At 50.3% G+C, this 14,140-nt stretch carries 12 protein-coding genes; 6 read left to right on the top strand and 6 right to left on the bottom strand.

Annotated features, from left to right (window positions below):
* Position 1 precedes the first annotated feature (1 nt).
* Together AAHB90_RS02210 and AAHB90_RS02205 are read left to right on the top strand one after the other, a co-directional pair.
* Positions 2-652 (top strand): SanA/YdcF family protein, encoded by a 651-nt coding sequence (locus AAHB90_RS02210; protein WP_342083975.1) that lies wholly within the window; start codon positions 2-4, stop codon positions 650-652.
* The gene (locus tag AAHB90_RS02205; RefSeq protein WP_342083266.1) at positions 649-3,168 is read left to right on the top strand and encodes a DUF5686 and carboxypeptidase-like regulatory domain-containing protein; all 2,520 of its coding nucleotides are present in this window, start codon (positions 649-651) and stop codon (positions 3,166-3,168) included. The genes AAHB90_RS02210 and AAHB90_RS02205 overlap by 4 nt, the downstream gene beginning before the upstream one ends.
* Positions 3,169-3,174: 6 nt before the next feature.
* Here the strand turns inward: AAHB90_RS02205 and AAHB90_RS02200 are convergent, their stop codons facing one another.
* Both AAHB90_RS02200 and AAHB90_RS02195 read right to left on the bottom strand, forming a co-directional pair.
* Entirely contained in the window at positions 3,175-4,152 is a 978-nt protein-coding gene (locus AAHB90_RS02200; RefSeq protein WP_342083265.1) for an ABC transporter ATP-binding protein, read from the bottom strand.
* A gap of 2 nt (positions 4,153-4,154) precedes the next feature.
* Positions 4,155-4,733: a nitroreductase family protein gene (locus tag AAHB90_RS02195; protein ID WP_342083264.1), complete on the bottom strand. Its 579-nt coding sequence runs from the start codon at positions 4,731-4,733 to the stop codon at positions 4,155-4,157.
* A 175-nt stretch (positions 4,734-4,908) separates the two neighbouring features.
* On the opposite strand from AAHB90_RS02195, the gene AAHB90_RS02190 reads away from it, so the two are divergent.
* Positions 4,909-5,229, top strand: a complete 321-nt coding sequence (locus tag AAHB90_RS02190; protein WP_090377922.1) for a heavy metal-binding domain-containing protein — start codon at positions 4,909-4,911, stop codon at positions 5,227-5,229.
* Positions 5,230-5,256: 27 nt separating this feature from the next.
* On the opposite strand, the gene metF is transcribed toward AAHB90_RS02190, so the two are convergent.
* Positions 5,257-6,213, bottom strand: a complete 957-nt coding sequence (metF, locus tag AAHB90_RS02185) for a methylenetetrahydrofolate reductase [NAD(P)H] (RefSeq protein ID WP_342083263.1) — start codon at positions 6,211-6,213, stop codon at positions 5,257-5,259.
* A gap of 388 nt (positions 6,214-6,601) precedes the next feature.
* Positions 6,602-7,060: a GNAT family N-acetyltransferase gene (locus AAHB90_RS02180; protein ID WP_342083262.1), complete on the bottom strand. Its 459-nt coding sequence runs from the start codon at positions 7,058-7,060 to the stop codon at positions 6,602-6,604.
* A 118-nt stretch (positions 7,061-7,178) separates the two neighbouring features.
* On the opposite strand from AAHB90_RS02180, the gene AAHB90_RS02175 reads away from it, so the two are divergent.
* Positions 7,179-7,892 carry a YebC/PmpR family DNA-binding transcriptional regulator gene (locus AAHB90_RS02175; RefSeq protein ID WP_342083261.1) on the top strand — a complete coding sequence of 238 codons (714 nt, stop codon included), beginning with the start codon at positions 7,179-7,181 and terminating at the stop codon, positions 7,890-7,892.
* On the opposite strand, the gene AAHB90_RS02170 is transcribed toward AAHB90_RS02175, so the two are convergent.
* Entirely contained in the window at positions 7,889-8,350 is a 462-nt protein-coding gene (locus AAHB90_RS02170) for a transcription elongation factor (RefSeq protein WP_342083260.1), read from the bottom strand. The two genes, AAHB90_RS02175 and AAHB90_RS02170, sit on opposite strands and share 4 nt — an antisense overlap.
* A gap of 326 nt (positions 8,351-8,676) precedes the next feature.
* On the opposite strand from AAHB90_RS02170, the gene AAHB90_RS02165 reads away from it, so the two are divergent.
* Together AAHB90_RS02165 and AAHB90_RS02160 are read left to right on the top strand one after the other, a co-directional pair.
* Complete coding sequence (locus AAHB90_RS02165) at positions 8,677-12,291, top strand: CotH kinase family protein (RefSeq protein ID WP_342083259.1); 3,615 nt, start codon at positions 8,677-8,679, stop codon at positions 12,289-12,291.
* A gap of 128 nt (positions 12,292-12,419) precedes the next feature.
* Positions 12,420-13,340, top strand: coding sequence for an aspartate carbamoyltransferase catalytic subunit (locus AAHB90_RS02160; RefSeq protein ID WP_019940609.1), 921 nt, complete (start codon positions 12,420-12,422; stop codon positions 13,338-13,340).
* Positions 13,341-13,348: 8 nt separating this feature from the next.
* Here the strand turns inward: AAHB90_RS02160 and AAHB90_RS02155 are convergent, their stop codons facing one another.
* A complete protein-coding gene (locus tag AAHB90_RS02155; RefSeq protein WP_342083258.1) occupies positions 13,349-14,059 on the bottom strand; it encodes a DNA alkylation repair protein in 711 nt (236 codons plus the stop codon).
* Between the last annotated feature and the right edge of the window lie 81 nt (positions 14,060-14,140).

The following is a 14,140-nucleotide window of genomic DNA, read 5'->3' as shown; positions in this document are numbered from 1 at the left end:
GGTGAAAAAATTGATCAAAATCATATTAGCCTTATTATTTGCCTGCATGGTTTTCATCCTGCTTTGTAATTTCTGGGTAGTCTATTGTACACGGCAATACTCCTATTTCTCGCTCGAAAACTTGCCGCCGAACGATGTGGCATTGGTGCTCGGAACCAGCAAAAAGTCGGAAAAAGGAGGTGAAAACCTTTTCTTCAAATACCGCATGGAGGCTACCGCACGGCTATTTAAAGAGGGGAAAATCAAATACATTATCCTTAGCGGAAACAACGATTCACAATACTACAATGAGCCGCTGGACATGCAGCGCGCGCTCCTGAACCTGGGCATTCCCGAGAATGTCATGACGCTGGATTACGCCGGCTTCCGGACTTTCGATTCGATCGTCCGTTGCAAAAAGGTTTTCAACCAGGACAATTTCACCATCATTTCCCAGAACTTCCACAACGCCAGGGCATTGTATATTGCTCATAATGAAGGCATCAATGCCATTTCCTTTGCTGCGCAGGATGTACCCAACGGCTATTCTTTCCGTACGCTCGTACGCGAGTACCTGGCACGCCCGAAAGCGGTCCTCGACGTTCATATTCTGCGCCCGGCAGCGGACGTTACTTCCAATATCCAAATAGGCAAAAATGAAAATGAGGAATGAGGCCGCGCCGGAACATAGCCGCTCTGATCCTTCTTCTTGGCCTTTTTTGTACGAAGGCCTTTTCACAAGCTACCTATACCATCAAGGGCCGGGTTACCGACGCCTCCACGGGTGATCCCATTCCCTTTGCCAACATCGGCATCCGCGCGAAGCTAGGCGGCACAATCACCAATTTCGACGGTATTTATGAGTTAAAATTCACTCCTCCGGCCGATTCCATCACGGTTACGAACGTCGGATACACGAGCCGGAGTAAGGCTATTGTACCCAATCTGTCCCAGCAGGTGATCGATATTCAGCTTTCGCCCGGAACCATGCAGTTACGCGAGGTCAAAATTCTGGCGGGCGAAAACCCGGCCTATGCGGTAATGCGTAAAATCGTCGCACGTAAGAAAGCGAACAATGCCGATGAGCTGACGGCATACGAGTATCAGGCTTACAATAAGATCCAGATCGATATTGACAATCTTTCGAAAGGCTTCAGAAACCGGAAGCCGGTCAAAAAAATGACCCATGTCCTCGAAAAATTCGACGAAGTGAAGGGCGAAAACGGGGAAACGATTATCCCGATCTTTATTTCCGAATCGGTTTCGGAGGTTTTCTACCGTCGTGATCCGCAGAAAAAGAAGGAGGTCATTAACAAAACAAAGGTTTCGGGCGTGGGGCTCACAGACGGGAGTGTGGTTTCGCAGCTAATCGGTTCCACCTTCCAGCAATACAACTTTTACAACAATTGGCTCAATATCCTTCAAAAAGACTTTGTTTCGCCGATTTCGGACAACTGGAAACTCTATTACGAATATTACCTGGCCGACAGCGTCGATAATGGCTCCGGCTACGACTACCACATCGAGTTCGAACCCCGGCAGAAGCAGGACCTCGCATTTACAGGTTCTCTATGGGTTGACGGGCAGACATTCGCGCTGACCCAGATAGACGTCAGTGTCGACAAGCGGGCCAACCTTAACTACATCGACCGCATTAAGATCCAGCAATCGTACGAGTTATCCGATGATGAAAAGAACTGGCTGCCGCACAAAACACGCGTGTTAATCGATGTCGACGAGCCTACCCCGCAGGCCGCGGGCATGCTTTTAAAATTTTACTCTGCTCAGTCCCAATACAAGATCAATGCACCGAGAGACAGCCGCTTTTATGACACGGCCATTGAACTCGCAGAAGATTACCGCGAGCATGATTCTACATTCTGGGCTAAAAGCCGCCCGGAAGACCTCAGCCCTACCGAAAAACTGACCTTCGAACTGGTCGATTCGCTAAAAGCATTGCCGGTGGTTAAAACCTACACCGAGCTTCTTAATATTTTTGTAAACGGCTACAAGCGGATCGACAAATGGAACATCGACGTAGGTCCCTATTTGTATTTGTATGCCAACAATAAAGTGGAAGGTCACCGTTTTCGCCTCGGTTTCCGAACGGATCCTGGTTTCAGTAAAAAGTGGATTTTCAGCGGCTATGGCGCATATGGCACACGCGACCACGACTTCAAATACGGCGGCGGGCTCGATTACATTGTGAGCCGCAAACCCTGGACAATGGCGGGTATTTCTTATTCGAAAGACCTCGAAAGGCTGGGACTTTCAGCCGAAACCATCGGGCCGAGCACTATTTTCGGGGCATTCTCCCGGTTCGGGGCATTCCGCAGGCCTTACTGGCAGCAGGATATTTCAGCCTATTTCAAAAGGGAAGTCGTAAAAGGCCTTACCGGTAGCGTTCAACTTCGCCATCGCACCTTCGACCCGCTTTTTCCTTTCACTTACCGTACGGATCCGGCCGCGGGCGACGACTCACCCCTCAAAAGTGCTTTTGACATTACCGAAGTTAATTTTGAAGCGAGACTGGCGCAGAAAGAGACCTTTCTTTTAAACGACAACGAGCGCATTAGCATGGGTAATGGCAATTCGCCCGCCTTTACTTTACGCTACACCCACGGATTCAGGCATTTGCTGGGTGGGGATTTCAATTACAACAAATTTTCCTTTAATATCCGGCAGAGCTTTCGCGCCGGGGTGATCGGCCGGACCTATTATAATGTCACGTTCGGCTATATTCCGTCCACCCTGCCCTATCCGCTGCTTTATACACCGCTCGGCAACGAGTCCTTCTTTTATGTCGAGAATGCCTATAACCTGATGCGCTATTTCGAGTTTATCAGCGACCGTTACTTCGCTGTGCGCATGGAGCATAATTTCGAAGGATTTATATTAAACCGCATCCCGGCGATAAGGCGGCTAAAACTGAGAATGCTGGCTACCGGAAGGCTGTTCTATGGAAGCATCAGCCAGGCCAACGAGACGCTTACTACCACTACCGACGAATCGGGCAAGCAGATAATGGCATTCAACAGGTTAAATTCAAAACCTTATATTGAACTTGGCTACGGGATCGATAATATTTTCCGGACCGGTCGCGTCGACTTTATCCACCGGCTTACCTATCTCGATAACCCGAATGTGACACCATTTGCCGTGAAGATTTCCTTTTGGTTTAAATTATAGGGAAGCTCAAATGCTTTTGAGGTCTTTGGAGGCGTATGTCAAATGCACTTCCTGCCCTATTTCGAGGTCAGGCTTGTTCCTGTAAAAAGATAACTGCTCTTTTCCTTTCGAACAGCGGATTTCCCAATGGTTGCCGTGAAAGCGCATTGCTTCAACCTTGCCTATCCATCGGCTTTTTTCCGGGTTACGCGTCGGCTTGATTTTTTCGGGCCGAATGTAAAACTGCTTTTTGCCCTGATCGCCGGCGATCCAGTTGATATCGCCCGTCAGTTCGGCTACATAGCTGTTTGCGGGGTTGTTGTAAACCTGCTGCGGCGTCCCGATCTGAATGATCCTGCCATCGCGCAGCACGGCGATCCTGTCCGACCAGGCGAGCGCATCGGCTGCTTCGTGTGTCACGAAAATGCAGCTCATTTTCTGTTGTTTGCGCAGGCGCTCGATCGCATCCGCAAGTACGCGGCGGTTATGATTGTCCAAATGCGCGAAAGGCTCATCGAGCAGCAGCACATCCGGAAGTTCGGCAATCGCTTTGGCAATGGCCGTCCGTTGTTTCTCCCCACCGGAAAGCAGTTTGGCCTTGCGGTCTTTGACGTTTTTCAATGCCGTCGTTTCCAATAGCTCCGCCACTTTTTCGAGACGGTAATCCGGTTCGTAAAAGCGCAGCGAATAGGCGATATTCTCCTCGACCGTCTGATTAGGAAACAATTCGAACTCCTGGTGAATGAGCCGGATGGCCTCGTGCCCGGGCATGAGCTCGCTCGCCACGGGTTTCAGTAATTGTCCTTTGAAAAAAACATCACCCTGCTCCGCATCCAGGAAACGGCCCAGAATGCGTAGCAAGGTGCTTTTCCCCGACCCGCTTTCGCCCAGGATACCCAGCCACTCGCCAGGGGCGAGTTCCAGGTCGATGCCAGCAAGGACGGTATCTGTACCAAACGTCTTGGAGATCTGCTGCGCGCGCAGGGTCGGGCGGGACTGTTTCATGCTCAGGCCCAGGTGATTTTTTCCTCAATGCTGCTATTGCGGCGTACGGGTGTTTCAGGCGCATTGTGGTAGCCAAGGTAGTAGAGGCCCAGGCATTTCTGGCCTTCGGGCAGGCCAAGGAATTCGCCCAGCTCTTTCAACACTGCGGGGCTGCTCCAATAGGAGCCTACGCCATAAGCGGTGGCAGTCAGCCACATATTTTGAACTGCGCAAGCCACTGCGGCCGTCTCTTCCCATTCGGGCAGGTCGTTCGGGTGGAGCTCTGCGTTGATAGCGATCACACAGGCCGATTTAAGGATCTTTTCTCCGGCAGCTTCATAGCGCGCCTGCGAAAACGACTCGGCCGGCGTGTTGTTGCGGTAGCGTTCCATGAAAAAGCTGGCCAGGTGCTGCAATTTTTCCTCGCCCCTGAACACGGTGAAGCGCCAAGGCTCGGTGCGCTTGTGGGTAGGCGCGTAGTTGGCGTTTTCGAGGATATTTTCCAGGACTTCCTGCGGGATCTCTTTCGGGATATAGTTCGGTGGGAAAATGCTCCGGCGTGTGCGGATGATATGGTTTATGGTTTCTACTGTCTGTTCCATTATTAATTGTTTTACTACTCAAAATTCGGTCAAGGGGGCAAAACTAACGATTATACTCAAAATTTACCCCGAACTCGTTCTACTTTGCCGCTAAACCATTATTTTCAGCCTCTTCTTTGGCAAAACCCGTAATTTGGCCCGTCAAAACTCAACACCAATCAAAACCTGAAATCGCATGCTTGTTACTACTACCCCGAATATCGAAGGTAAAAGAATCACTAAGTATATCGGACTGGTGAATGGTGAAGCCATTATCGGGGCCAACTTTGTCAAAGACTTCCTCGCGGGCATACGCGACGTCGTGGGCGGGCGCTCGGGCTCCTACGAGCAGGGGCTGCGCGAGGCCAAAAGCATTGCAATCCGCGAAATGATGGAGCAGGCACAGCGCCTGGGTGCCAATGCGGTGATCGGCGTGGATATCGACCTCGAAACGATCGGAAACGGGAGCTCGATGCTGATGGTGAGCGCCAACGGCACGGCGGTATGTTACGAATGACACGCCGCAGTGCACGCTAAGCCTTCATTAAAATACGCCGCGCGCGATCTGCGAAACGTTGTCGGATTTACCCATCGTATAAAAATGCAGGACGGGTACGCCATAAGCCATCAGCTCCTTGCATTGCTGAATGCCCCATTCGATGCCAACCTGGCGTACTTCTTTATCAGTAGCACATTTTTCAACTTCTTTTACCAGGTCCTGAGGGAATTCCAGGTGGAATATGTCGGCGAGCACCGTCAGTTGCTTCCTCGTTGATAATGGCTTTAACCCGGGAATAATAGGCACTGTAATGCCCTCCGCACGGCAGCGTTCCACGAAACTGAAATACTTCTGATTATCGAAAAACATCTGGGTCACAATGTAATTGGCCCCCAGCTCGATCTTCTTTTTTAAAGCCGCGTAATCCGAATCAAATGACGCCGCGTCCAAATGCTTTTCAGGATAGCCGGCTACGCCGATACAGAAGTTGGTGGGAGACATTTCGGTTTCCGCATTGAGCAGGATCCCCCGGTTCATATTATCTACCTGCGTCACAAGTTCCGAGGCGTATGTATGCCCGCCCGGTTTCGGCCTGAAAACACCGGCCGATTTCTCAGGGTCTCCGCGCAGCACCAGCACATTATCAATGCCCAAGTAATGCAGGTCGATCAGCACATCTTCGGTTTCGTCTTTGGTAAAGCCTCCGCAGATCACATGCGGCACCGCATCCACTTTAAAGCGTTCCATGAGGCGGGCGCAAATGCCGACAGTGCCGGGGCGTTTGCGAATGGGGATACGCTCGATGGTCCCGTCCGGGCCAACCCTGTCTATCAGCTCTTCGCGATGGTACGTCACATCTACAAAAGGGGGATTGAACTCCATCAGGGGTTCAATGGAATTCAGCAGTTCGTTGATATTCTGCCCTTTCAGCGGGGGAATGATCTCGATGGAGAATAAGGTCTTTCCTTCCGCCTGGCGAATGTACTCGGTAACTTTGGTCATCTAGGAATGATGTGGTGTGTTCTAAAAGACTACAAAGAAAGCACAAAAAAAATGGCCTACCGCATTACAGTAGGCCATTCCACGTAAACCCTCCTCTATCAGTGTTCGTCAAAAATGTTAATTGGGTTCCTGACAGGGCGTCAGGTCCAAAGCAACAATTTGCTTGACTGAATACTAATAACTAAAATTCTGTGCCAAATTAGGAAAGAAACCGTTTATGAGCAATTTATATCAAACTTTTTTTATCGAAATGTAGATTAGTTACTACAATTTTTCCAAAATATGCTGTTTCTCCACGGTTTTAACACATTCTCCGGTTACATGCAGTGTTTACTATTTCAACACTTTTGGGAAACCATTCCCCAAAACGTAACACATTTTGTAATTTCTACTGATTTGGCCGTGTCATCTCGATATGTTCGATGTCGTCTTCAAGGTAAACCTCGCCGGATTGCCTGAAACCGAACGACTCATAGAACCTTTTGAGATACAGTTGCGCACCGATGCGGATGGGAACTTTGCCGTACAATTCTTCCAATCTCCGGATCGACTCATGGAGCAGTTCGATCCCGTACCCTTCCCCGCGCCCCTGCGGCGACACGACGATCCGCCCGATTGCCGGAAATTCGTAGGACAAACCCGGCGGGACAATGCGGGCAAATGCCATAAGCTCACCATCTCGGTAACCGGAAAGATGATAGCTATATTGATCCTTATTATCCATATCGAGAAAACAGCACCGCTGTTCGAGCACGAAGACTTCGCTCCGCAGGCGTAGAATGCCGTAAAGCTCTGTTGTAGTAAGTTCGTCGAAAGTTTGAAAACGCCAGTCGAGCCGATAATTCATGAAAGTATTGAGCAAAAGAATTTTATTTTACCTGATATTGACCGTTTTTATAAATTTGCGGCACAATTGACAATACCAAGGTACCAACATTAAAAATAACTAATTATACATTCTAAGTATGGGAAGGGCTTTTGAATACAGAAAGGCGCGGATGTTCAAGCGGTGGGACAAGATGGCCAAAACTTTTACCAGGATTGGTAAGGACATCGTTCTGGCAGTGAAAAACGGGACCGCCGACCCGGCCACCAACTCGAAACTCCGGGTTCTCCTGCAAAATGCAAAGGCAGTGAACATGCCCAAGGAAACGGTTGAAAGGGCGATCAAGCGCGCTACTTCCAAGGATCAGGACGACTATAAGGAAATGGTGTACGAAGGCTACGGCCCTCACGGCATTGCCATCCTCGTAGAAAGTACGACGGATAACCCAACCCGAACGGTAGCTAATGTAAGAAGCTACTTCAACAAACTGGGAGGAAGCCTCGGTACCATGGGTATGCTCGACTTCATCTTCGACCGCAAATGCATTTTCAAGATCAAAAACACCGGCAAGGATATCGAAGAGCTGGAATTTGAACTGATCGACGTGGGCGGTGAAGAGGTGTTCCTCGATGAAGAGACCAACCTGATCAACATTTACGGCGAATTCTCTGCATTTGGTGCATTACAGCATTATTTTGAAGAGAATGGCTATGAAATCGTTGAAGCGGATTTCGACCGCATTCCGAACGATACCAAAACATTGAGCGAAGAACAGGTTGCGGAAGTCGAAAAACTGATCGAGAAAATCGAAGAGGACGACGATGTGCAGCGCGTTTACCACAATATGGCTTAATGCAACGCCACTACCCGGTGTTGTTTTTTCATAAACTCAAAAAAAGTCCCGGGTTCTTTTCCTAACAGCGAAGCACCCACGGGCGACGAAGATGAGACTGCCAAAACGGTCTCATTTTCTATTTTAACTGCCCCCAGGCTCACGGCGATAAAGAACCAGCCGGCCGTCGTTTCCAGCAGCGAGCCTACCGAGCTGCGTGCAGTCGCACTACGGGCCGGAGCATCACTTTCACCGATCTTTTCGAGGATCAGCCGTTCCTGTCGCGCCTGCTCATACTGGCGCGCATGCATATTGCGGTCGAGCTGGCCCATCGACCGCGACGTTTCATACTTATCTCCCATCGAACTTTTCCCCTGATCGTTCGCCGATTCCTGTGCCGCTTCCATAGCGTTCCAGGCTACCTGCATTCGCTCATCCAGGAGCGATTTCAAATGGGCGATCACCGTTACTTTATCCATTTTCCAAATTGTATTCTGCGCAAATATAATGAGGTACTCGCCAATATCCCGCCCGCGTCAAATGCTAGCCGCCCTTCTATAAAGTCTGAAAAAAAATCTCGCGACTAGATTGCGAAGTATTTCACCAAACAACTACGCCCGGATGCGAAATAGTACAACGGATCTGAAATTATTTGCATGGGTACCGAGAGATACATTCGACAGGAATACAACCGATTGAAAATTAGATAAATAACAAGCATTATACATCAAAATAACTGCCTGTTTATTAGTATTTAAGCTGTAATAGGCTTAATTTCTAACGGAAAAATCCCCCCTCTGTCATCATGAAATATTTATACTACACATTATCACTGGCAATGTGGGCCTCGTGCACTATCAGCCTGGGTCAGTCTGTCAAAATCAATGAGTTGATGGCTTCCAACTCTGCTTCCTACCTGGATGAAACCGGCTCCGACGAGGACTGGATCGAGCTTTACAATGCCGGCGCGGCGGCGGTAGACCTGGGTGGCTACTATGTTACCGACGATGCGGGCGAGCTGAAAAAATTCCAGTTACCCACCGGTACGGGAAACCTGATCATCCAACCGGGCTCATTCCTCATTCTCTGGGCAAGCGGCCTGCCGTCGCGGGGGCCAAAACATCTCGGGTTTGGCCTGAGCGGCGACGGAGAACAGTTTCTGCTCGTGGCGCCCGATGAGACAATCATCGATCAGATCGATTTCCCCAAGCAGCGTACGGACGTATCCTATGGCCGCAAAACCAATGGCTCTGCCGAAATCGTGTACTTTTCGCCTTCCTCGCCTAATGCAAGCAACGTAGCGGCCAATTCCTACACGGGGTTCGCCTCCGCGCCGGTTATGAGCGTAGAAAGCGGCTTTTTTCAGAATAGTTTTAATCTGACTATTTCCACGGCAGTACCGGGAGCGGAGGTGTACTACACGACCGATGGCTCTCAACCCGACAAGGACAATATCACACCGCCGGGTAAAGCCTATCAGTTCAAAAACCAGTATCCGAAAGACCCGGGTCAATCCGCCGGCCCCACCTTTACCTCCAATTTCCTGACACTGAAACAGAATTCGCCGGTTAATATTCAGATTACCGACAAGTCATCTCAACCCGATGTATACGCGGCTATTTCCGCCACGAACGATTTCACACCTACCTACAATTCAGTTCCCGTAAAACCGGTATACAAGGGCACAGTTATCCGCGCCAGGACTTATGAAGCCGGAAAACTGCCCAGCGAAACGGAGTCGCGGACCTACCTGTTTACGCCCGATGGCCAGCCGAAGTCGCAATTAGCCGTGTTCTCCATCAAAACCGACCCGGACGACATGTTCGACTATGAGGATGGCATTGGTGTCGCGGGAAAGGATTTTGTGGATTGGCGTAATAACAACCCCGGCGCAGGGTCTTTTGGCATGCCTGTCGGCAACTACTACCGCGGCTCAGAAATTCCGTCGAACGTGGAGGTGCTGGTCAACGGAAGTGTGGTTGTCAACCAGGACCTTGGCCTGCGTATTCACGGACAGGGATCGAGAACGCACGATAAGAAAAGTTTCCGGCTGTATTCCACCGGCCCTAATGCCTCACAAAGCGATGTCGACTATCCCCTTTTTCCTGCATTGCCATTTCACACATTCAAAAGGCTCATTCTCCGGAACTCGGGCAATGACTATGAGAGAACGCTCATGAAAGACTCCTACATTCACCAGATCGCCAAGGGGCTGGATATGGAATTGCAGGAATACCGGCCCGTTACCACCTACCTGAACGGTGAATACTGGGGCATCCACGACCTCCGGGAGCGACAGGATGAATACTATTTCGCGAGCCATTACGCACTGGAACCCGAAAACATCGAGTTTTTTGCAGATCCCGACATTGAAAATAATTCAGGGCACTACGCCGACCTGTCCAATTTTATCAAAACCAACAATATGGCCGATGCCAACAATTACAACTACGCTTTGGCCCGGATGGATATGGACAACTTCATCGATTACTGCATTCTTGAACTTTATTGTGCCAACTGGGACTGGCCGTATGGCAACGTCACCTACTGGCGCCATAAGGTGTCCTACAATCCTTCCGCCGGCAAGGGAAAGGACGGGCGCTGGCGCTGGGCGCTCTTCGACGTGGACCTGAGTTTTGAAGATTTGAGTGCCGACCAGTTTGCGAAAGCATTGAGCGCTCCCGATTTTTTACTTCAATATCTCCTGCCGAACCTTACTTTCAGGAATAAGTTTATCAACCGCTACGCCGACCTGATCAACTCCCATTTTCAGCCATCGCGGCTTCTTGCCCAGATTGATGTTTGCAAAAACCTCATAGCGAATGAAATACCGAGGAATATCGAACGCTGGAACCGCCCTTCCAGCTATGCTACCTGGGAGTCGAATGTGAACCTGATGGTGAACTTCGCTACAAACCGGCCTGGTGTGGCGCGGAGCCATATTCAAAGCCAATTCAACCTCGTCGACGGTACACGGTCGTTAACCGTCAACGTCTCCAACCCGGATCACGGTTATGTGCGGGTCAACACGATCGATATTCTGCCGAGCACGCTGGGCGTTGCGGCCAACCCCTATCCCTGGAGTGGTACCTATTTCAAAAACGTAAATATTACATTGACTGCCTTTCCCAAGCCAGGCTACAAATTCCTTCAGTGGGAAAACGCTTCGAATCAGGTTGTTTCCAACGTTGCCGTCATCACGTTTGCACCTTCCTCCACGACGCCCTTATTCCGTGCTGTGTTTGCCGTGGACGTTGCGCCCGTGCAGGTACCGGCGCCGCTGGACGCGGGCGCATGCGTGTATAACTTCAACGCCTGGCCTGCCACAACTGCCGGAGGCACATTTCCCGACAACATGCGTTTCGTATACATGGAAAACGACGATCCGGGCCTTACTTCGAACATCGTCGGCTTTACCAGCGGTGTTTACAATCTCACCAGCCGGACACGGATCAACGGGCTGGACGCCGCCGGTATTTCATTCATCAACACGGGTAATGCAGCCGGTAACCCCGGCTACCCGGGTATGAAGCTCGGCGGGGCTATTCTTGCATTGAACACGACGGGAAAAACGCAGGTCAGCGTCAAATGGACGGGAGGCACCATAACGCCCAACACCAGGCCGTACGCGATCCGGCTCCAATACCGCCTTTCGGAGAGCGGGCCGTTCACCGACGTGCTGAATACCAGTAACCAACCGGTGGAATATGTGCGGTCGGCGACAGCGGGCCATGAGCAGGTAGTCAATTGGGTGGCGCTTCCGGCGGATGTCTTGGACAAACCATATGTACAGTTGCTCTGGCGGTATTACTGTACTGACGCTACCGCCACCGGTGCCAGGGATGAACTCCGCCTGGATGACATCACAGTACAAACCTGCTCCAACCCACTGCCTGTAACGCTGGTAAGTTTCAATGCAAGTGTGGCGGAAGAGAAAGTATTGCTGACATGGACTACCACCGAAGAGAAAAACAGTGACTATTTCGATGTTCAACGTTCCCCCGACGCTCGCTCGTGGGCTACTATCGGCCGCATAACCGGGAAAGGAACTGTTATGGCACTCAATAAATACCGCCTTGAAGATCCTTCGCCGCTACCCGGTACCAGCTATTACAGGCTCAAACAGGTAGATACTGACCATTCGTATACCTATTCGCATATGGTATCGGTGCAACGTCCCGGTTTTGAAGTGAGCCTTTTCCCCAATCCGGCGGACCATATGTTGTATATCAAACTGGCTAATCAGAAAGACCGGTTCAGCTACATTATATCCGACGTCTCTGGGCAGGTCCGATTGCGTAGCTATGCCCCGCAGGGCCGGTCGTCCATACCTGTCGGAAGTCTTTCCCCGGGGCTGTACCTGATACGCATACAGAACAATGACGGGACGGCGACTTCTCTGAAATTCATCAAGAAATAAATGCCCGCTCATACTCCGGCCCCGCCTTCCGATGGTGGGGCCGGAGTTTTGTTGTCCGAAAAATCCCCCGGGATTTTCTCATTGACCGCTTCCTTATTATCTTTGCCAAACTTTCTTGAATACAAACAATGACACAACTTTCGGTCCGGCACTTACTTGGAATCAAAAACCTGAACGAGAACGACATTCAAACTATCTTAGATACAGCGACTCAGTTCAAAGAAGTCATTAACCGGCCCATCAAGAAAGTCCCTTCCCTTCGCGACATTACCATTGCCAATGTATTTTTCGAAAATTCTACCCGCACCAGGCTATCTTTTGAGCTTGCGGAAAAACGGCTTTCTGCCGATGTGGTGAATTTTTCGGCCTCGGGCAGTTCCGTCAAGAAGGGAGAAACCTTGCTCGACACGGTCAACAATATCCTCGCCATGAAGGTGGATATGATCGTGATGCGGCATAGCAGCCCGGGTGCTCCCCACTACCTGTCCACACGCATCCCGGCGAACGTCGTGAATGCAGGCGACGGCACGCATGAGCACCCTACCCAGGCACTGCTCGACGCATTTTCGATGCGTGAAAAGCTGGGCGACCTCGCCGGGAAAAAAATCGCGATCATCGGCGACATTACCCATTCCCGTGTGGCATTATCAAATATATTCTGTTTGCAAAAACTTGGAGCGGAAGTAATGGTATGCGGCCCATCCACCCTGATCCCCAAACACCTGGGAGAACTTGGCGTGAAGATCGGGCATAATGTAAAAGAGGCATTGCAATGGTGCGACGTGGCAAACGTGCTGCGTATACAGCTGGAACGGCAACAGATCAAGTACTTCCCTTCGCTGCGTGAGTATTCATTATATTATGGTATCAACAAAGCTATGCTCGATGAGCTGGACAAGGAGATCGTGCTGATGCACCCTGGCCCTATCAACCGCGGCGTTGAACTTTCGTCGGATGCGGCGGATTCACAGCATTCCATCATTCTGAACCAGGTAGAAAACGGGGTAGCTGTGAGAATGGCCGTATTGTATCTGCTGGCGCAGCAATAATCGGTTAATCAACATCTTACTTCCTTTCTTTTTCTTCCGAGAAGGCCCTTGTCCCACACTTTCTGAATATAGTCGGGCGGGTATGGTACTTTACATTCGGTATTGCCCATATTAACCTTCACTTTCCCGATCCTCTTGCCCACTTCCATCGCTTTCGCTGACAGCGGAGGATAATAGGAGCCTACCGCGATCACGAACCCATTCATCACATACCGGACCCGGTTCGGTGCCGAATCGATTTCACGTTCTACGCGATCGAGCAGCTGGTCAATCTCCCGCTTGTCAAGCTGGTCGTCCGGTGTCAATGCCAGAATGCATCCCCAGGTCGCCCATCCTGCATCGGCTATCAACTCGTCGTCGGACTCGATCCATTTTCGGGCCATTTCAAACTTGTAGGGGCTTTCGGCGGCGTTCCAGGCTACGGTGTACTCGCTGATCATATGCCAGGAAGCCCTTTCGATCCATTCGTCCAAAACTTCGGGCGTCATCAATGCGGGTTTTGAAATCAGTCCGGCCAGGTACATCGCATCCGAATTTCCCGTTTTGAATAATTCGAGCGCCAGTTTATGATCGTTTTTATATCTTTTAAGAATCGGTTTCATATCCCCGATCTTCACGCCATAGATGGGCTCTACGGCCCCGTGGTTCCTCATGGTTTTGAGCGTCTGCTCAGTTCCGAGCAGAGCGAGCTCATTCACTATTTCCTTTACCTGATCCATTTCCGGACGATTTGGTTTTCATTCAAAATATAATGTTTTTAAAGAAAAATTTACTTTTCATCCCATCCTAAAAATACATTA

The organism is Dyadobacter sp. OTU695 (assembly GCF_038440355.1).
In the GTDB taxonomy this organism is placed as follows: Bacteria; Bacteroidota; Bacteroidia; order Cytophagales; family Spirosomataceae; genus Dyadobacter.
The sequence above is the reverse complement of the archived record's forward strand: the minus strand, read 5'-3'. Positions and strand labels throughout refer to the sequence as shown.

Excerpts from the sequence above, each read along its gene's own strand:
- AAHB90_RS02205 (WP_342083266.1), top strand. The coding sequence starts at position 649 with ATGAGGCCGCGCCGGAACATAGCCGCTCTGATCCTTCTTCTTGGCCTT.
- AAHB90_RS02200 (WP_342083265.1), bottom strand. The coding sequence starts at position 4,152 with ATGAAACAGTCCCGCCCGACCCTGCGCGCGCAGCAGATCTCCAAGACG.
- AAHB90_RS02195 (WP_342083264.1), bottom strand. The coding sequence starts at position 4,733 with ATGGAACAGACAGTAGAAACCATAAACCATATCATCCGCACACGCCGG.
- AAHB90_RS02190 (WP_090377922.1), top strand. The coding sequence starts at position 4,909 with ATGCTTGTTACTACTACCCCGAATATCGAAGGTAAAAGAATCACTAAG.
- metF (WP_342083263.1), bottom strand. The coding sequence starts at position 6,213 with ATGACCAAAGTTACCGAGTACATTCGCCAGGCGGAAGGAAAGACCTTA.
- AAHB90_RS02180 (WP_342083262.1), bottom strand. The coding sequence starts at position 7,060 with ATGAATTATCGGCTCGACTGGCGTTTTCAAACTTTCGACGAACTTACT.
- AAHB90_RS02175 (WP_342083261.1), top strand. The coding sequence starts at position 7,179 with ATGGGAAGGGCTTTTGAATACAGAAAGGCGCGGATGTTCAAGCGGTGG.
- AAHB90_RS02170 (WP_342083260.1), bottom strand. The coding sequence starts at position 8,350 with ATGGATAAAGTAACGGTGATCGCCCATTTGAAATCGCTCCTGGATGAG.
- AAHB90_RS02165 (WP_342083259.1), top strand. The coding sequence starts at position 8,677 with ATGAAATATTTATACTACACATTATCACTGGCAATGTGGGCCTCGTGC.
- AAHB90_RS02160 (WP_019940609.1), top strand. The coding sequence starts at position 12,420 with ATGACACAACTTTCGGTCCGGCACTTACTTGGAATCAAAAACCTGAAC.
- AAHB90_RS02155 (WP_342083258.1), bottom strand. The coding sequence starts at position 14,059 with ATGGATCAGGTAAAGGAAATAGTGAATGAGCTCGCTCTGCTCGGAACT.